This is a genomic window from Nosocomiicoccus ampullae, from assembly GCF_019357495.1.
Lineage (GTDB): Bacteria > Bacillota > Bacilli > Staphylococcales > Salinicoccaceae > Nosocomiicoccus > Nosocomiicoccus ampullae.
The window spans coordinates 569166-588359 of the sequence record NZ_CP079110.1; the positions used below are offsets into that span (position 1 = coordinate 569166).

Here is a 19194-nt window from a genome sequence, read left to right on the forward strand (position 1 = left end):
TCATTGAATAATAAAACGTTAGGGAGGCAATTAAAGTGGCAGATAATTTAGTCATTGTAGAGTCCCCAGCAAAAGCAAAGACGATCGGTAAATATTTAGGTCGTCGCTATAAAGTTGTTGCATCAATGGGACACCTTAGAGATTTGCCCCGTAGTCAAATAGGTATTGATGTAGAAAATAACTATCAACCAAAATATATTACGATTAGAGGTAAAGGACCTTTACTTCAAGACCTTAAAAAAGAAGCGAAAAAAGCAAAGAAAATATTTTTAGCATCCGACCCGGACCGTGAAGGTGAAGCAATTGCTTGGCATTTAGCGCATGCCCTTGGTGACGATAAGGAATATTACCGCGTCGTATTTAATGAAATTACAAAAGACGCTGTAAAAAACAGTTTTAAAGAACCAAGAGAAATGGATCAGCAACTTGTCGACGCACAACAAGCACGTCGTATATTAGACCGACTTGTTGGTTATAATATTTCACCAGTATTATGGAAGAAAGTTAAAAAAGGATTATCTGCAGGTCGCGTTCAATCTGTAGCATTAAAGCTTATTATTGACCGTGAAAATGAAATTCGTAACTTTAAACCAGAAGAATATTGGTCAATTGAAGGTCATTTTAAATATAAAAGATCTAAATTTACAGGTAAATTTCATAAACTAGAAAAAGATAATAAAAAAACAGAATTACCAAACAAAGAATCTGTAGACAAAGTGTTAAGTCAGTTAAACGGTGACGATTTTAATGTAGATACCGTCGAGAAAAAAGAAAAACTACGTTATCCAGCGTATCCATTCACGACGTCAACACTTCAACAAGAATCCGCGCGTAAGTTAAATTTCCGTGCACGTAAGACGATGATGCTCGCACAGCAACTTTACGAAGGTATTGACATTAAAGGTGAAGGTACAGTCGGTTTAATTACTTATATGAGAACTGACTCGACACGCGTATCAAATGAAGCAAAATCTGAGGCGTATAGTTATATTGAAGACAAATTTGGTAAAGAGTTTTTAGGCAAACGTAAAGATAAAAAATCTGAAGGACAAGATGCACACGAAGCAGTTCGTCCAACTTCAACGTTACGTACACCACAAGATATGAAACCATATTTATCTAGAGATCAATATAGACTGTATAAGCTTGTTTGGGACCGTTTTGTTGCAAGTCTTATGGCCCCAGCTGTGTTAGATACTGTTCGCGTAGATTTAAATAACAATGGTGTTATTTTTAGAAGTAACGGTTCGACAATTAAATTTAAAGGTTTCTTACAAGTGTATGAAGAAGGCACTGATGAGAAACAAGAGAAAAATGAAAACATCATCCCAGAAATTGCAAAAGATGACACTGTAAAATCTGAGAAAATCGAACCAAATCAGCATTTTACTCAACCACCACCACGTTACACTGAAGCAAGACTTGTTAAAACGTTAGAAGAGTCTGGTATCGGTCGTCCATCAACTTACGCACCAACGATTGAGACGATTCAAAAGCGTAACTATGTGAAACTCGATCAGAGAAGATTCGTTCCAACTGAACTTGGTGAAATCGTATCTGAACAAGTATCAGATTACTTCCCAGATATTATCGATGTCGATTTTACAAAAGATATGGAAAAGCAACTTGATGAAATTGCTGAAGGTAATAAAGACTGGGTAAAAGTAATCGATGAATTTTACACTGGCTTTAGACCACAAGTTGAAAAAGCTGAAGAAGAGATGGAAGAGATTGAAATTAAAGATGAACCCGCAGGTATCGACTGTGAAAAATGTGGTTCACCAATGGTTTATAAAATGGGTCGATATGGTAAATTTATGGCGTGTTCGAACTTCCCGAACTGTCGTAACACAAAACCAATCGTTAAAAAACTCGGTGTGACTTGTCCGAAATGTGAAAAAGGAGAAGTCATCGAACGTAAATCTAAAAAGGGCCGTATCTTCTATGGTTGTGACCAATACCCAGACTGTGACTTTGTATCTTGGGACAAACCAATCGGTAGAAATTGCCCGAAATGTGATCATTACTTAGTTGAGAAACGAAAAGGTAAAACAGTTAAAGTGAAATGTTCGAACTGTGATTATGAAGAAGATGCAAACTAAAAAAATCTAGGCTAATTGTTATAGCCTAGATTTTTCATGTTTATATAGCGATCACTTAATCTTCAGAATAATATCAATTGAGTGCAATTATCTGTCAAATGTATTAAAATATTCAATGAGAATTTTTTAAGTTAGGAGTGCGTGAGATTAACTATATACTAGAATTTTTAGATGTATTAAATTATCAAAAGCAATATTCTCCTAAGACTATTGAAAGTTATAAGCTCGACTTAATAGAGTTTGAGTCATTTTTAAATCGTGAACATTTGACGTTTACGACATTTAAAGCAAGTGATGCGAGAAATTATCTCGTATTTATTTATGATAAGGGTTATAAAAAGACGACGATTGGACGTAAAATTTCAGCTGTTCGTAGTTTTTATCATTATTTAAATGAACGCTACGTCGTTGAAGAAAATCCGATGGCAAATGTGCCATTTCCTAAAAAAGAATCTAAACTTCCAGATTTCTTATATGAAAATCAGATTGACGACTTATTTCAGTCCTTAGATGAAAATAAGAAGATGTATAGTAGAGACCGAGCGCTGTTAGAGTTATTATACGGAACAGGCATACGTAGTACAGAATTATTAAATATAAAATTAGAAGATATTGATTTTGATAATCGACTATTGAAAGTACTCGGTAAAGGTAATAAAGAACGACTCGTCCCATTTAACGAGTCAACAAAACATGCACTTATTATGTATATTGATCAGTTCCATTTAGATATGGACCGTGCAGAAGCATTTTGGCTAAATTACAATTTATCAAAATTAACTGATCGAGGATTAAGATATATCGTCAACAAAATTATGCAAGAAAGTGCCGTGAAAGCATCTCTTCATCCGCATACGTTAAGACATACTTTTGCGACACATATGTTAAATAACGGTGCTGACATTCGAGCAGTTCAAGAACTGCTTGGTCACGAATCGTTATCAACAACACAGAAATATACCCATCTATCAAAAGAACAATTGAGACATGCGTATTTAGCATCTCATCCACAAAATAATAAGAGGTGAATGAATTGGCAATTAAAGGTACAACGATATTTGCTGTTAAACATAACGGGAAAATGGCGATGGCTGGTGACGGTCAAGTGACGTTAGGAAATCAAGTCGTCATGAAACATACAGCGAGAAAAGTAAGAAGATTATATGAAGGAAAAGTAGTCGCAGGGTTTGCAGGTAGTGTTGCCGATGCGTTTACATTATATGAAAAATTTGAAGCAAGACTATATGAATATAACGGTCAACTTGAACGTGCGGCGGTTGAACTTGCCAAAGAGTGGCGTACTGATAAGATGTTACGTCAACTAGAAGCAATGCTAATTGTGATGAACAAAGATACGATGTTAATCGTTTCAGGAACTGGTGAAGTCATTGAACCAGACGACGGCATTTTAGCAATAGGATCTGGTGGTAATTTTGCACTCGCAGCAGGACGCGCGATGAAGTTACATGGTGACAATTTAGATGCTGAGACAATCGCTAAAGATGCTTTACAAATCGCAGCAGATATTTGTGTATTTACAAATGATAATATTATCGTTGAAACTTTAGAAAGTGAGTAGGAGGCTATATTTTGAAAGTAAGTTTATCTCCAAGAGAAATTGTTACTAAATTAAATGAAAATATCGTCGGTCAAGAAGAGGCAAAACGTAAAGTCGCGATTGCAATGCGTAATAGATATCGACGCATGAAATTAAATGACGATTTAAAAAATGAAGTCATTCCAAAAAATATTTTAATGATCGGGCCAACAGGTGTTGGTAAAACAGAAGTTGCAAGACGTATGGCAAAAATTACCGGTGCGCCGTTTACAAAAGTTGAAGCAACAAAATATACAGAAGTCGGTTACGTTGGTCGTGATGTGGAATCTATGGTGCGTGACCTTGTTGAAACGAGTGTTAAAATCGTTAAAGAAGAACTGTTTAAAGGGGTTCGAGAAGAAGCTGAAAGTCTAGCAAATGATCGCCTCGTTAAATTACTCGCACCAGGACGTTTTAAAGAAACAACATTTAATAATCCATTTGAAATGTTTCAAAATATGGGACAACAACAAGAACCTGTTGAAGAAGTTGATGATACGGTCAGACAAAAACGTAGAGATATTCGTGAAGATTTACTAAATGGTCGTTTAGAAGAAAAAATGGTTGAAATCGAAGTCGAAGAACGACAAATGTCAATGATGATGCCTGGTATGGATAATCAAATGGGTGATATGTTATCTAATATGATGCCTAAGAAAAAACGTAAAAAGCGTTTGCCAGTAAAGCAAGCACGTGAGCACTTAATTCGTGAGGAATCCGAACAGTTAATTGATACAGATCTCGCGAATGATATCGCAATTGAACGCGCAGAAACGTTAGGGATTATTTTTATCGACGAAATGGATAAGATTGCGATGAGTTCAAATAACCAAGGCGGAGTTTCACGTGAAGGGGTTCAAAGAGATATTTTACCGATTGTTGAAGGTAGTGTCGTTGAAACAAAATATGGACCTGTAAATACTGAGCATATTTTATTTATTGGTGCTGGAGCGTTCCATGTAGCTAAACCAAGCGATTTAATTCCTGAGTTGCAAGGACGTTTTCCAATTCGCGTTGAACTAAACAAATTACAAGTTGAAGATTTTAAACGTATTTTAACTGAACCTAAAAACTCATTATTAAAACAATATGAAGCACTTCTTGAAACTGAAGGAGTGACAGTGAGTTATACTGATGAAGCAATTGAAACTCTCGCAAATATTGCTTACGACGTGAACGCTTCAACAGATGATATCGGTGCAAGACGTCTTCATACGATTATGGAAACATTACTTGAAGAATTATTATTTGAAGCGGATAATATGCACGGTGCACATGTCGAAATTACAGAAAAGTACGTGAATGATAAATTAGATAAAATTAAGAGTAGTAAAAACTTAAGTCAATTTATATTATAGAAATGGAGTCGATCGATATATGCCGACATTATTAGAAAGAGCAAGAGAAATTAATAAGTTAATTCAAGAGAATGTAAAGTATGAAACACTCGCTGAGAAATTAAGCCGTATTTTAGACTGCAATACGTATATTGTAGCGAGTGATGGTGAATTGCTTGGATATGGAACATACCATGAAAATTTTGACGAAAATAGTCGTATGCATGAATTTTTAGAAACGAGACAATTCCCTGAATATTATATGGAACGTATTATGAAACTACGCGAAACAGAAGAAAATGTAGATTTTAACAATAAACTGACAATCTTCCCTGAAGAAGTTGATAAATACAGCAACTCTGAAACCTGTATCATCCCGATTTTTGGGGCAGGAGACCGACTTGGAACATTAGTCGTTGGTAAAAAAGAGCACAAATTTAACGAAGAAGATCTCGTTTTATGTGAGTATTCAAGTACTGTTGTCGGAATGGAAATGATGAACGAGCTTCAGCAAAAAGTTGAAAAGGCTGCGCGCGACAAAGCGAGCATTGCGATGGCTATTCGTTCATTATCATACTCTGAACGTGAAGCGATTGAACATATCTTTGAAGAATTAGGTGCAAAAGAAGGTTTACTCGTTGCATCTAAAGTTGCGGATAGAGTTGGAATCACGCGTTCAGTGATCGTAAACGCACTAAGAAAATTAGAAAGTGCAGGGGTCATTGAATCACGTTCTCTCGGTATGAAAGGGACGTTTATCCGAGTGAAAAAAGAAGGTTTCTTAAAAGAATTAGAAAAAGAAGCCTTTTAGTTGAATAAATAATATAGTTATGATACTATAATAAACGGCGAAAGGCCGATTACACACGTTAGAGCATGGAGTTAACTGGTGCCAAATGGTCGTTAACTAGCGCTTTAGCGGAGGTAAAACCAAGAGGAGGAAAATATTCATGGCAGTAATTACTATGAAACAATTACTAGAAGCTGGTGTACACTTTGGACACCAAACACGCCGTTGGAACCCGAAAATGAAAAAATACATTTTCACAGAACGTAACGGCATTTACATCATCGACTTACAACAAACAGTGAAAATGGTAGACGATGCTTACGATTTCATTAAAGACGTAGCTCGTGACGGTGGTCAAGTATTATTCGTTGGTACGAAAAAACAAGCACAAGATGCAATTAAAGAAGAAGCAGAACGTGCAGGTCAATTATATGTAAACCAAAGATGGTTAGGTGGTATCTTAACAAACTACGATACTATCAAAGGCCGTATCGACAGAATTTCTGAAATTGAAAAAATGGAAGAAGACGGACTTTTCGAAGTACTTCCTAAAAAAGAAGTTGCGGAAATCAACAAAGAATATGATCGTTTAATGAAATTCTTAGGTGGTATTCGCGACATGAAAGAAATGCCTAAAGCATTATTCGTTGTAGACCCACGTAAAGAGTCTATCGCGATTAACGAAGCTAAAATCTTAGGTATTCCAGTTGTAGCAATGGTAGACACTAACTGCGACCCAGACGAAGTAGATTACGTTATCCCATCAAACGATGACGCAATTCGTGCGGTACGCTTAATGACTTCTAAAATGGCTGACGCTGTATTAGAAGGTCAACAAGGTGTGTCTAACGAAGACGTTGCAGCTGACCAAGATATTGATCTTTCTGAAGAAGAATCAGCTGAAGAGGCAGAAACTGAAGAGTAATAAACAATATGGTGATAAGTACTAGTTATTTATCACCTTTTTTAAAACATAAATTGATTTTTACTGAAACATGGAGGAATAAACATGGCTAAAATTACAGCTCAATTAGTAAAAGAATTACGTGAAAAAACAGGCGCAGGTATGATGGATTGTAAAAAAGCGTTACAAGAAACTGACGGTAACATCGATGAAGCAATCAACTTCCTACGTGAAAAAGGAATTGCATCTGCTGGTAAAAAAGCAGACCGTATTGCTACTGAAGGTTTAATTGAAGTTGCAGTAAACTGTAACGATGCTGCAATCGTTGAAATCAACGCTGAAACAGACTTCGTTGCACGTAACGAACAATTCCAAAACTTAGTTAAGAAAATTGCTGAGCATATTGTAAACACAAAACCAGCTGATCTTGACGAATTAAACAAATCTGAATTAGACGGACAATCTGTTGAAGAAGTTATGAAATCAGCAATTGCGACAATTGGTGAGAACATGAACATCCGTCGCTTTGAAATCTTAACTAAACCAGAAAACGGTGCATTTGGTGAGTACATCCACATGGGTGGTACAATCGGTGTAATTTCAGTAATCGAAGGTTCAACTGACGAAGAAGTTGCTAAAGACGTTGCAATGCACGCTGCAGCTTTAAACCCTAAATACGCTTCACAAGACGAAATTCCACAAGAAGAACTTGACAATGAGCGTGAAGTTCTTAAAAACCAAGCACTTCAAGAAGGTAAACCAGAAAAAATCGTTGATAAAATGGTTGAAGGTAGAATGCGTAAATTCTTAGAAGAAATCGTTATTGGTTCACAACCATTTGTTAAAGACGGCGACAAAACTGTCGATAAATTCTTACAAGAAAATAACGCAGAATTAGTTACTTTTGTACGCTACGGACTTGGTGAAGGTCTAGAAAAACGTAGTGAAGACTTTGCTGAAGAAGTTAAAGGCCAAATGGGTCAATAAGAAAAAAGACACTTCGGTGTCTTTTTTCTATATAATTTGATATAGAACAGTTTAAAAGGAATGAAAATTATGAGTTCTTCTAAATATGAACGAATCGTTTTAAAACTTTCTGGTGAAGCACTTGCTGGTGGAGAAGGTTTTGGTATTAAACCAGACGTCATTAAAAATATTGCGAAACAAATTAAAGAAGCAAGAGAACTTGATGTTGAAGTTGCTGTAATTGTTGGTGGCGGAAACATTTGGCGCGGTAAAACAGGTAGTGATTTAGGTATGGAACGCGGAACAGCGGACTATATTGGTATGCTTGCGACTGTTATGAATTCACTTGCACTTCAAGATAGTCTAGAGCAATTAGATGTCGATACACGTGTACTGACATCAGTTGAAATGAAGCAAATTGCTGAACCTTATATTCGACGCCGTGCAATTCGCCATCTTGAAAAAGGACGTGTTGTAATATTCGCAGCTGGTATTGGTAACCCGTACTTCTCAACAGATACAACTGCAGCACTAAGAGCAGCTGAGATTAACGCTGACGTTATTTTAATGGGTAAAAACAACGTAGATGGCGTATATTCTGCAGATCCTAAGCACGATGAAACTGCTACTAAATTCGACACATTAACATACATTGATATGTTAAAGAAAAATTTACAAGTGATGGACGCTACAGCGACTTCATTTTGTATGGACAATTCTATACCACTTGTGGTATTTTCAATATCAGAAGATGGCAATATCAAACGCGCAGTACTTGGCGATGATATTGGTACAACGATAACAGAATAAGAGGGAGTAAAGTATGGCTAACGACGTAATTAAACAGGCAGAAAGTAAAATGAAAGACGTAATCGATGCGCTAAATCGTAACCTTGCAGGAATTCGTACAGCAACTGCAAACGCGAGTCTATTAGACCGTGTTTACGTAAATTATTACGGTGCAGATACACCATTACAACAACTTGCGAACATTCAAGTACCTGAAGCAAGAATGCTTACAGTAACACCTTATGATAAAAGCTCAGTAGATGATGTTTTAAAAGCAATTCAAGTCGCTGATTTAGGTGTGAACCCGACTTCAGACGGAACAATGATTCGTATTACGATTCCTCAATTAACTGAAGAAAGACGTAAAGAGTTAACACGTGATGTTAAAAGTGAAGGTGAAAACTCAAAAGTAGCAATTCGTAACGTTAGACGTGATGCTAATGACGCACTTAAAAAGCAAGAAAAAGACTCAGAAATTAGTGAAGACGAATTAAGAACACTTGAAGACGACGTTCAAGAACTCACGAACAAATACGTTGGTGAAATTGACGAACTTGTAAAAGCTAAAGAAGCAGACATTATGGAAGTTTAAAAATGACAGGTAAGCGAGAAGGCTTACCTGTATTTTTTATTCTTTTTTATGGTAAAATGGACTAATATGTACAGACTGTATAGTTCTAATTTTATTTCGGAGGCTACTTATGTTTAATGATCAGAAAAAGACTGAAAAAAATGGTCCAAACCATGTAGCTATCATTATGGATGGAAATGGTAGATACGCAGAACGTCTTGGCCTTCCACGTATTAAAGGTCACGAAGAAGGAATGGAAACTGTTCGACGTATTACGATTGCTGCCAATCGTTTAAATATAAAATATTTAACACTTTATGCCTTTTCAACAGAAAATTGGTCGCGTCCAAAAAGTGAAGTATCGTTTTTAATGAAACTTCCAGGACTGTTTATGAATAAGTTTTTGCCAGAACTTATGAAAGAGAACGTTAAAGTAGAGACAATCGGTCATTTTGATAAACTTCCTTTACATACAAAAAAAGCAGTTTCTCATGCAAAAGAGAAAACAAAAAATAATACAGGACTTACGCTTATATTTGCATTAAATTACGGATCTAGAAGTGAGATTGTTGATGCGGTAAAAGAAATCGTAAAAGATGCTGAATCTAATAAACTCAATCATTCTGATATTGATGAGTCACTAATTAATAGATATTTATATACTAAAGATTATCCAGATCCAGAACTTTTAATTCGTACGAGTGGAGAATGTAGGGTCAGTAATTTTTTATTATGGCAAATATCTTACAGTGAATTTTACTTTACAGACACCTACTGGCCTGAATTAACAACAGAAGAATTTAATTCAATTATTAATGAATATAGAACTCGAGAGAGAAGGTTTGGAGGGTTAAAGGAGGATAAGGTAAATGAAGACTAGAGTAATTACAGCAGTCATCGCCTTATTAATTTTTCTTCCGGTTGTAATATATGGTGGATTGCCGTTTTTAGCACTTGTCTATTTAATGTCATACGTTGCATTATATGAAATATTAAAGATGAATAGAATTCATATATTTAGCGTGCCGGGAATTATGTCGATTATCGCACTATTTTTAATTCTCGGACCGAATTCAAATTTTTTACCTGTTGTTGAAGATAACAGGGTAAATTTAATGATTGGGATGGCATTAATAATGTTGTCATTTACGGTCATTTCAAATAACCGCTTCTCATTTGTAGATATGGGATTTTGTGTAATGAGTGTCGCATACATCGGAATTGGATTTATGTATGCGTATGAAACGAGAACGGCAGGTTTAATATACTTAATGTATGGTTTATTGATTGTTTGGACGACAGATACTGGTGCGTACTTATTTGGTCGTGCGATTGGTAAGCGTAAGCTATGGCCAAGAATATCACCGAACAAAACAATCGAAGGTGCACTTGGAGGACTCTTAAGTGCTGCAGTTCTTGCAGTAATATTTTCTTCGACAGGATTACTTGAAAACAATGTGTTTTCACTCGTCATATTCACGGTAATTTTAAGTGCATTTGGACAAATGGGAGATTTAGTAGAATCTGCATTAAAACGTCAGTTTGACGTTAAGGACTCAGGAACGATTCTTCCAGGTCACGGTGGTATATTAGACCGTTTTGATAGTTTTATATTTGTATTACCGTTAATGAACATATTACCGATTATTATTTAGAGGTGTGAAAATGAAAAGAGTATCGATATTAGGTGCTACCGGCTCAATTGGTACACAAACGCTCGATGTCATTCGCTTAAATAGAGATAAGTTTATGCTTGAAGCAATTTCTGTTGGTGAAAACATCGATTCGTTAAGAAAGATTATTGCTGAATTTAATCCAAAACTTGTTTCAGTAAAACATGAGAAAGATGTTAAGAAATTAAAAGATGAATTTAATGACGTTTTGTTTACTTCAGGTGATAATGGTTTAATTGACGTCGCAACTTATGACGCTGACATTTTAGTTACAGCAATTTTAGGAAGTGTTGGACTTGTGCCGACGTTACGTGCCATTGAGCAAGGAAAAAAAATAGGTCTTGCCAATAAAGAAACGCTCGTCGCTGCTGGTGATATTGTAATGAGTCACGCTAAAAAATATAATGCTGAAATAATTCCAGTGGATAGTGAACACTCTGCGATCTTTCAATGTTTAAACGGCGAGGATCTAAAAACTGTAAAAACCTTAATTATAACCGCGTCAGGTGGAAGTTTTAGAGACTTAACGAGAGATGAATTAAAGTCAGTAACAAAAAAAGATGCGTTAAATCATCCAAATTGGTCGATGGGACAAAAGATTACAATTGATAGCGCAACGATGATGAATAAAGGACTCGAAGTCATTGAGGCGCACCACTTATTTAATATGAATGCTGAAAATATAAAAACGTTAATTCATAGAGAGAGTATTATTCATTCGATGGTAGAATTTAACGACAATTCTATCATGGCACAAATCGGTAACAGTGATATGAGAACTGCAATTCAATATGCACTCACTTATCCGACGAGAATTGAAAAGAATAATCCATTAGATATTCATGAATTATCTACATTAAACTTTGAACCGATGGACTTTAATCGTTTTAAAATGATTCAATTTGCATATGATGCGTTAAAAATTGGTGGGACGATGCCTGCTATAATGAATGCAGCAAATGAATATGCGGTCGAGAAATTTTTAAACGATGAAATTACATTTTTAGAAATTGAAGATATCGTCGAGTCTAGAATGAATGAACATACAGTAATAGAACATCCAGATCTAGATACAATTCTTTATTACGATAAACTTTATAAAGAAGACTGGAGGTCATAACTCTTGGTAGGTATTTTATCTTTTATCGTCGTCTTTGGAGTACTTGTTACAGTACATGAGTTTGGACATTTATATTTCGCAAAACGTGCAGGTATTTACTGTCCAGAATTCGCGATTGGTATGGGACCAAAATTATTTTCTTATACACATAAAGACACGCTATATACAATACGACTTCTCCCTGTTGGAGGATATGTCCGTATGGCAAGTGCTGATATGGAAGTGAACCCTCTAAATAAAGGAATGAGTATTACATTAAAATTGAACGATTCAAATGAAGTTACACACGTTATTTTAGATGATAAACATAACTTCACAGATATAGAGCAAGTCGAAGTTGTTGATAACGATTTTGTTCGTAATATGACTCTTACAGCGAATCGTTATAGTGATAATGAAGTTGTAACTTATAAAATTGCTAAAACAGCATACTTAGTTGAAAATGGACAGTTAGAAAGAATTCCGTCATATAATGAACGCTTCGAATCTAAAACACCTTGGCAACGATTTTTAACGCTATTTGCTGGACCATTATTTAACTTTTTACTCGCATTCGTTCTATTTATATTTTTAGCATATGTCGTTGGTAAAACAGTCGACGAGCCAATCGTTGGAGAAGTTAACGAAAACTCTCCAGCTGAAGAAGCAGGGATTGAACGTGGCGATGAGATCACTGCTGTCAATGGACATGAAGTGAACGATTGGACGAGTATGACGACAACAATCGCACAAAATGCAGATGAAGAAAATCCACTCACATTTACAGTTGCAAATAACGGTGAAGTCCGTGAAGTTGATATAACACCGACGATTGAAGAAACAGAGACTCCAACAGGTGAAGTTGAAAAACGATTAATTATCGGTGTTAGACAAATGATGGCAGAGCCAAAAAACATATTCGAGCCAATTCTCTGGGGAACTGAGAGAATGATTGAAGTGAGTACGATGTTACTCACATTACTCGGTCAATTATTCTTATCGATATTCCAAGGAGAATTTACATTTGATATGTTAAATGGACCGGTCGGTATATACAAAGTGACAGAATCTGTTGCACAACTTGGTATAATTAGTTTAATCGCATTTACTGCGATGATTAGTGTAAACTTAGGTGTAATGAACCTACTACCAATTCCAGCATTAGATGGTGGTAGAATATTATTTGTACTATATGAAGCAATTTTTAGAAAACCTGTAAATAAAACAGTCGCAATGAATATCCAAATTGCGGGAGTATTATTTGTTTTAATGATCATGATTTTAGTGACATGGAACGACATTAAGGTATTTTTCTTAGGAGGATAATGGGATGAGACAATCAAAAATGTTTATACCAACACAGCGTGAAGTACCTGCTTCAGCTGAAAGTTTAAGTCATCAATTGATGTTAAAATCAGGAATGATTAAACAACTCGCACGAGGAGTATACACGTATTTACCAATTACAAAAATGGTATTAAAAAATATTGAAGAAATCGTCCGTGAAGAAATGAATCAGGTCGGAGGTAACGAAGTACAAATGCCAGTGCTTGCTCCAAAGGAACTCTGGGAAGAATCCGGACGTTGGGAGAAGTATGGTAAAGAATTAATACGTTTAAAAGACCGCCACGACAGAGACTTTCTACTTGGACCAACGCATGAAGAAGTCGTTGTTGACTTAGTAAGAGATGAGTTAAAAAGCTATAAACGTTTACCACTGACGATTTACCAAATTCAGACGAAATTCCGTGACGAATTACGTCCACGTTTTGGATTACTTCGTGGTAGAGAATTTATGATGAAAGACGCGTACTCATTCCATGTTGATCAAGAATCATTAACAAAAACATATAATGATATGTACGGGGCATATGAAAAAATCTTTTCACGTATCGGATTAGACTACCGTGCAGTTGAAGCAGATAGTGGTGCAATTGGTGGCTCACATACGCATGAATTTATGGCACTATCTGAAATCGGTGAAGATACAATTGTATTTAGTGAAGCGAGTGATTACGCTGCAAACATTGAAAAAGCACAATGTCTACGTCCTGAAACGAAAAGTGACGAAGTGGAAAAAGATATAGAAAAAATTGAAACACCTAACATTAAGTCAGTTGATGAACTTGCAGAGTTACTCGGTGTTAAAGTCGAAGAAACAACAAAAACAATGGTTGTAGAAGTCGACGGAGAGTTAAAAATGATTGTTATTCGTGGAGATCATGAATTAAATACAGTTAAATTAAAAACATTTTTTAATTCAAAAACTGAACCAGAACTTGCGGATGAAACAGATATTTTAGAAGTGTTTAATGCTCACGGAGGATCTTTAGGACCAGTCAATAGTAAAATTCCAGTCTACATTGACTACCAAGTTGAAGTTATGAAAAACTTCCCAGTCGGTGCAAACGAAGACAATTATCATTTAAAAAATGTTAACTTAAAAGATTTTGAAGTCGAAGCATTTGGAGACTTTAGATTTATTACTGAAGGTGAAATGGCACCAGATGGTAGTGGACCAGTTAAATTTAGAGAAGGTATTGAGGTTGGACAAGTATTCGAACTTGGTACTGAGTATAGTGAATCGATGAATTTAACAGTATTAAACGACAAAGGAAAAAGTGTTCCAGTATTAATGGGATGCTACGGTATTGGTATTTCAAGAACTTTATCAGCAATTGTTGAAAAATATCACGACGATAATGGAATTATGTGGCCTAAATCAGTCACACCATTTGATATTCACATCGTTATGATGAACGTGAAAAAAGATGAATTCGTCGAACCAGCTGAAACACTATACAATTCGCTTTCTAAAGATTTTAAAGTACTTCTTGATGATAGAGATGAACGTGCTGGCGTTAAATTTAACGACTCAGACTTAATTGGTATTCCAGTGAGAGTAGTCGTCGGGCGCGGTATTAAAGACGGTGTTGTAGAAGTGAAATTTAGAAATAGTGATGAAAAACACGATGTTAAACTCGAAGACTTAAAGTCATTCATCGAAGAACATTATGCATAAATTATAGACAGCGTAAATCGAGAGATTTACGCTATTTTTTAGGAGTGGAACGTTATGAATTATAACGAGCAGTTTAAAATACTCTTACAACAAGCAGGCGTTGAAGAAAATGAAGCACTCAGTGACGGCGAGCTTAGAAAAGTGATCATTGACGATAAAGAAAGACTTTGGAAATTTAAACTTCATTTCAACCAGTTAATCGATCAATCATTATTTGATAATTTATCTCAAAAAGTAAAGCATGCGTTTCAGTCGATTGCTGAAGTGAGTATTGAAATCAGTGCAGACAGATTTGAAGCACGTGATGTGTATGAATACTTAAATGATGCACTGAATATGACGAACGCGTCTGAGAATTTTAAACGACAAATTAACCGCTCAAAAGTTTTTTACAATGAAGGCGTCTTAAAATTTAGTTTTACGAGCGAAGTGACAAAAGAATGCTTTGAACGTCAATTACAGACAAATTTAATAAAAGCATATGAAGCGCTCGGAATTAAAATTACATCAATCGAAACGGATGTTGATGTAGAAGCGGTGAGTAAAAACGATGAGCAACTCGAACAAAAAATAAATGATAATACAGTTAAATTAATTAATGAACATAAAAAACAAAAAGAGGCTGAAGAAAAAGAGCCGGAAAAAGTTGTTAAACAGCTCGGTAAAAAATTATCGTTTGACGGTGTAAGACCGATGTCTAATATTGAAGATGAAGAGTTTAACGTTAGACTCGAAGGGACAATCTTTAGTAAAGATATCATCCATACGCGTACTGGAAAACAGATTTTAAACATGAAAATTACCGATTATACTGACAGCATTCAAATTAAACGTTTTGGTAATAAAGAAGAAGAAACGAGAGTGTTTGAAGCCTTAAATGAAGGAGATTGGGTCATTGTAGAAGGTAACGTTGAATACGACGAATTCGCGAAAGACTTAGTCATGAATTTACGTGCATTAACTGAAATAAAACCACCAAAACATGAAGATAAAAGCGAAAAGAAACGTGTTGAACTTCATCTTCATACGATGATGAGTGCGATGGATGCTGTAACGACAGCTGAAGATTATATTGACCGAGCAATTGAATATGGTCACCCTGCGATTGCAATTACTGATCACAATAACGTTCAAGCGTTTCCGAATGCTTATAACTACGCAAAAGATAAAGACATTAAAGTCATTTTTGGTATGGAAGCAAATATTGTTGAAGATGGTGCGAAACTTGCTTTTAAAGAAAGCTCAGTAAAACTAGATGATGCGACGTATATCGTATTTGACGTTGAGACGACAGGGCTATCCAGTAGGTATGATAAAATTATCGAGCTCGCAGCAGTTAAAGTGTATAAAGGTGAAATTATCGACCGATATGAAAGCTTTATAAATCCGCACGAACCATTATCTGAAGTCATTAAAAACTTAACAGGGATTACTGATCAAATGTTAGAAAATGAACGTGAATTTGAAGAAGTGATTCCTGAATTTAGAGAGTGGGTCGGTGACGGTATATATGTTGCACATAATGCGACGTTTGATATGGGCTTTATCGACACGGCCTATACGAAACTAGGGTTTGGACCGTCAGAAAATCCAGTCATCGATACGCTAGAAATAACGAAAGTGTTAAATAAAAGTTTAAAACGTCATAACTTAGCAGCGCTCGCTAAACATTATAATGTAGAACTTGTTTCACATCACCGGGCGATTTATGACGCTGAAGCGACAGGGTTTATATTTATTAAAATGCTTCAACAACTTAAAGAAAATGATATATATACGCACGAAGCGATTAACACACTCGCACGTGAAGATGCATTTAAATTAAGTAAAACATCGCACGCAACTATTTTAGTTAAAAACCAAGCGGGACTTAAAAACTTATTTAAAATTGTGTCAGACAGTTTAACTGAAAGTTTCTATCAAGTGCCACGCGTAAGAAAGCATATGTTAGATACTCATCGTGAAGGTTTAATTATCGGTAGTGCGTGTGATAACGGAGAAGTATTTAGAACATTACTTGAAAAGTCTTATGATGAAGCATTATCTAAAGCAAGATATTATGATTATTTAGAAGTGTTCCCGAAAGATTTATATGTTCATCTTTATGAACGTGAATTAATTCGTGATGATGATATGTATGAAGAGCTTGTTTACAATATGATTAAAATCGGAGAGGAATTATCAATACCAGTCGTTGCCACTGGTAACACACACTACTTAGATAAGAAAGATAAAATTCGACGTGAAATTATTATTAAAGGTAACCCAGGGAATCCGTTATCTCGTCAAACATTACCTCATGCTCACTTTAGAACGACGACAGAAATGCTTGAAGATTTTTCATTTTTAGGCGAAGAATTGGCTCAACAGATTGTCGTTGAAAATACGAACGAAATTAGTAAGAAAATCGGTGAAGTAGAAGTCATTAAAAACGGCTTATTTACTCCTGAAATTAAAAACGCGAATGACGAAGTCAAAGAATTGACGTATTCAACAGCAAAAGAAATCTACGGTGATCCACTTCCTGAGATAATTGAAGCACGTCTTAAAAAAGAATTAGACAGTATTATTTCTAACGGTTTCGGAGTGGTTTATTTAATTTCACAAAAACTCGTAAAAAAATCGTTAGACGATGGTTATTTAGTTGGAAGTCGTGGTTCAGTAGGGTCAAGTTTAGTCGCAACTATGATGGAAATTACAGAAGTAAACCCAATGCCACCACACTATATTTGTCCGAAATGTAAACATAGTGAATTTTTTGATGACGGTAAATATAACTCAGGATTCGATTTACCAGATAAAGAATGTGAATCGTGTGGTATTCCGTTTATTAAAGAAGGTCAAGATATTCCGTTTGAAACATTTTTAGGATTTAAAGGAGATAAAGTTCCTGATATCGACTTAAACTTTAGTGGTGAATATCAAGCAACAGCGCATAACTACACTAAAGAACTGTTCGGTGTAGACTACGTGTACCGTGCAGGTACAATTTCAACACTTGCAGATAAAACAGCGTTTGGTTATGTTAACGGTTATATGAATGACCACGGTTTAAGAAAACGTAAAGCAGAAATTGATAGATTATCCAGTGAAAGTGAAGGAATTAAACGTACGACTGGTCAGCACCCAGGTGGTATTATCGTTATACCAGATTCTATGGACGTTTTTGATTTTACGCCAATCCAGTATCCAGCAGACGATACGACAAGTGAGTGGCGTACGACACACTTTGATTTCCATAGTATTGACGAAAACGTATTGAAACTTGATATTTTAGGTCACGTTGACCCAACGATGATCCGAATGCTTGAAGATTTAACAGGCGTTGACCCTAAAACAATTCAAATCGACGACAAAGATACGATGAAGTTGTTCGAAGGACCAGAAGTGCTTGGTGTATCCCGAGATGAGATTATGAGTAACACTGGAACATACGGTGTACCAGAATTCGGAACACCATTTGTTCGTGAAATGTTAGAAGATACAAAACCAAATACGTTCGGTGAACTTGTTCAAATCTCTGGACTTTCTCACGGTACAGACGTTTGGCTCGGTAACGCTCAAGATTTAATTCGTAAAGGTATTTGTGACATCTCAACAGTGATTGGTTGTCGTGACGATATTATGGTAACTTTAATGTATAAAGGACTTGAACCGAGTTTAGCGTTTAAAATAATGGAAAGTGTACGTAAAGGTCGCGGTTTACAACCTGAGTGGATTGAAACTATGAAACAAAACGGTGTAGAAGATTGGTACATCGATTCATGTTTAAAAATTAAGTACATGTTCCCAAAAGCACACGCAGCAGCATATGTTTTAATGGCTGTAAGAATTGCGTACTTTAAAGTTCATTATCCTAAAGAATATTATGCAGCTTATTTAAGTGTCCGTGCAGCGGACTTTGATTTAATGACGATGACAAAAGATAAATCGACGTTACGTACAAAAGTTAAGGAAATGAAAGGTAACTACAATGAACTGACGAAAAAAGAAAAAGATTTATTAATCGTCTTAGAAATCGTAAACGAAATGAGACATAGAAATATTGAGATGCAACCGATCGATATAGAAAAATCTCATCCTGAAAACTTTATTATTGAAGGAGATTCTTTGATTCCGCCATTTACAGCGGTACCTGGACTCGGACTAAGTGTGGCTAGAAATATCGCACAAGTAAGAGAAACTGAGAACTTCATCAGTAAAGAAGATTTAAATAAAAAAGCAGGAGTTTCACAAAAAGTCATCGACTACTTAACAGAACTTGGCAGCTTAGATCATCTCCCTGATAAAGCACAATTATCAATATTCGACTTATAGTTTTTGTTATGGTATAATCAAATGGAA

15 protein-coding genes are annotated in these 19194 nt (G+C 35.7%); all 15 read left to right on the forward strand.

Annotated elements, in window-relative coordinates; all coding sequences use genetic code 11:
* Nucleotides 1-35: 35 nt before the first annotated feature.
* The 15 genes from topA (at nucleotide 36) to KPF49_RS02990 (ending at nucleotide 19167) form a co-directional block, all read left to right on the forward strand.
* Nucleotides 36-2102, forward strand: a complete 2067-nt coding sequence (gene topA / locus KPF49_RS02920; RefSeq protein ID WP_183674376.1) for a type I DNA topoisomerase — start codon at nucleotides 36-38, stop codon at nucleotides 2100-2102.
* Nucleotides 2103-2239: 137 nt separating this feature from the next.
* The gene (xerA, locus tag KPF49_RS02925) at nucleotides 2240-3130 is read left to right on the forward strand and encodes a site-specific tyrosine recombinase/integron integrase (RefSeq protein ID WP_221265247.1); all 891 of its coding nucleotides are present in this window, start codon (nucleotides 2240-2242) and stop codon (nucleotides 3128-3130) included.
* A 5-nt stretch (nucleotides 3131-3135) separates the two neighbouring features.
* Nucleotides 3136-3681 carry an ATP-dependent protease subunit HslV gene (gene hslV / locus KPF49_RS02930; RefSeq protein ID WP_183674378.1) on the forward strand — a complete coding sequence of 182 codons (546 nt, stop codon included), beginning with the start codon at nucleotides 3136-3138 and terminating at the stop codon, nucleotides 3679-3681.
* 11 nt (nucleotides 3682-3692) lie between these two features.
* Nucleotides 3693-5057, forward strand: a complete 1365-nt coding sequence (gene hslU, locus KPF49_RS02935; RefSeq protein ID WP_183674382.1) for an ATP-dependent protease ATPase subunit HslU — start codon at nucleotides 3693-3695, stop codon at nucleotides 5055-5057.
* A gap of 19 nt (nucleotides 5058-5076) precedes the next feature.
* Nucleotides 5077-5847, forward strand: coding sequence for a GTP-sensing pleiotropic transcriptional regulator CodY (gene codY / locus KPF49_RS02940; protein WP_183674385.1), 771 nt, complete (start codon nucleotides 5077-5079; stop codon nucleotides 5845-5847).
* A gap of 139 nt (nucleotides 5848-5986) precedes the next feature.
* On the forward strand, nucleotides 5987-6751 hold the full coding sequence (rpsB, locus tag KPF49_RS02945; RefSeq protein ID WP_183674387.1) for a 30S ribosomal protein S2: 765 nt from the start codon (nucleotides 5987-5989) through the stop codon (nucleotides 6749-6751).
* A gap of 84 nt (nucleotides 6752-6835) precedes the next feature.
* Nucleotides 6836-7717: a translation elongation factor Ts gene (tsf, locus tag KPF49_RS02950; RefSeq protein WP_183674389.1), complete on the forward strand. Its 882-nt coding sequence runs from the start codon at nucleotides 6836-6838 to the stop codon at nucleotides 7715-7717.
* 66 nt (nucleotides 7718-7783) lie between these two features.
* Nucleotides 7784-8506, forward strand: coding sequence for a UMP kinase (pyrH, locus tag KPF49_RS02955; RefSeq protein ID WP_219490174.1), 723 nt, complete (start codon nucleotides 7784-7786; stop codon nucleotides 8504-8506).
* A gap of 13 nt (nucleotides 8507-8519) precedes the next feature.
* Nucleotides 8520-9077: a ribosome recycling factor gene (gene frr, locus KPF49_RS02960; RefSeq protein ID WP_183674395.1), complete on the forward strand. Its 558-nt coding sequence runs from the start codon at nucleotides 8520-8522 to the stop codon at nucleotides 9075-9077.
* Between the two features lie 109 nt (nucleotides 9078-9186).
* Nucleotides 9187-9936 carry an undecaprenyl pyrophosphate synthase gene (locus tag KPF49_RS02965; protein ID WP_183674398.1) on the forward strand — a complete coding sequence of 250 codons (750 nt, stop codon included), beginning with the start codon at nucleotides 9187-9189 and terminating at the stop codon, nucleotides 9934-9936.
* A complete protein-coding gene (locus KPF49_RS02970; protein ID WP_183674401.1) occupies nucleotides 9926-10711 on the forward strand; it encodes a phosphatidate cytidylyltransferase in 786 nt (261 codons plus the stop codon). Before KPF49_RS02965 ends, KPF49_RS02970 begins: the two co-directional genes overlap by 11 nt.
* Before the next feature lie 10 nt (nucleotides 10712-10721).
* The gene (gene dxr / locus KPF49_RS02975) at nucleotides 10722-11849 is read left to right on the forward strand and encodes a 1-deoxy-D-xylulose-5-phosphate reductoisomerase (RefSeq protein ID WP_183674404.1); all 1128 of its coding nucleotides are present in this window, start codon (nucleotides 10722-10724) and stop codon (nucleotides 11847-11849) included.
* A gap of 3 nt (nucleotides 11850-11852) precedes the next feature.
* The gene (rseP, locus tag KPF49_RS02980; protein ID WP_183674407.1) at nucleotides 11853-13154 is read left to right on the forward strand and encodes an RIP metalloprotease RseP; all 1302 of its coding nucleotides are present in this window, start codon (nucleotides 11853-11855) and stop codon (nucleotides 13152-13154) included.
* A 4-nt stretch (nucleotides 13155-13158) separates the two neighbouring features.
* Nucleotides 13159-14850, forward strand: coding sequence for a proline--tRNA ligase (locus KPF49_RS02985; protein WP_183674410.1), 1692 nt, complete (start codon nucleotides 13159-13161; stop codon nucleotides 14848-14850).
* Nucleotides 14851-14904: 54 nt separating this feature from the next.
* A complete protein-coding gene (locus KPF49_RS02990; RefSeq protein ID WP_183674413.1) occupies nucleotides 14905-19167 on the forward strand; it encodes a PolC-type DNA polymerase III in 4263 nt (1420 codons plus the stop codon).
* Nucleotides 19168-19194 lie beyond the last annotated feature (27 nt).

Bases quoted from the DNA above. Each gene is read 5' to 3' on its own strand.
- frr (WP_183674395.1), top strand. From the start codon at position 8,520: ATGGCTAACGACGTAATTAAACAGGCAGAAAGTAAAATGAAAGACGTA.
- dxr (WP_183674404.1), top strand. From the start codon at position 10,722: ATGAAAAGAGTATCGATATTAGGTGCTACCGGCTCAATTGGTACACAA.
- KPF49_RS02965 (WP_183674398.1), top strand. From the start codon at position 9,187: ATGTTTAATGATCAGAAAAAGACTGAAAAAAATGGTCCAAACCATGTA.
- rpsB (WP_183674387.1), top strand. From the start codon at position 5,987: ATGGCAGTAATTACTATGAAACAATTACTAGAAGCTGGTGTACACTTT.
- KPF49_RS02970 (WP_183674401.1), top strand. From the start codon at position 9,926: ATGAAGACTAGAGTAATTACAGCAGTCATCGCCTTATTAATTTTTCTT.
- KPF49_RS02985 (WP_183674410.1), top strand. From the start codon at position 13,159: ATGAGACAATCAAAAATGTTTATACCAACACAGCGTGAAGTACCTGCT.
- tsf (WP_183674389.1), top strand. From the start codon at position 6,836: ATGGCTAAAATTACAGCTCAATTAGTAAAAGAATTACGTGAAAAAACA.
- KPF49_RS02990 (WP_183674413.1), top strand. From the start codon at position 14,905: ATGAATTATAACGAGCAGTTTAAAATACTCTTACAACAAGCAGGCGTT.
- codY (WP_183674385.1), top strand. From the start codon at position 5,077: ATGCCGACATTATTAGAAAGAGCAAGAGAAATTAATAAGTTAATTCAA.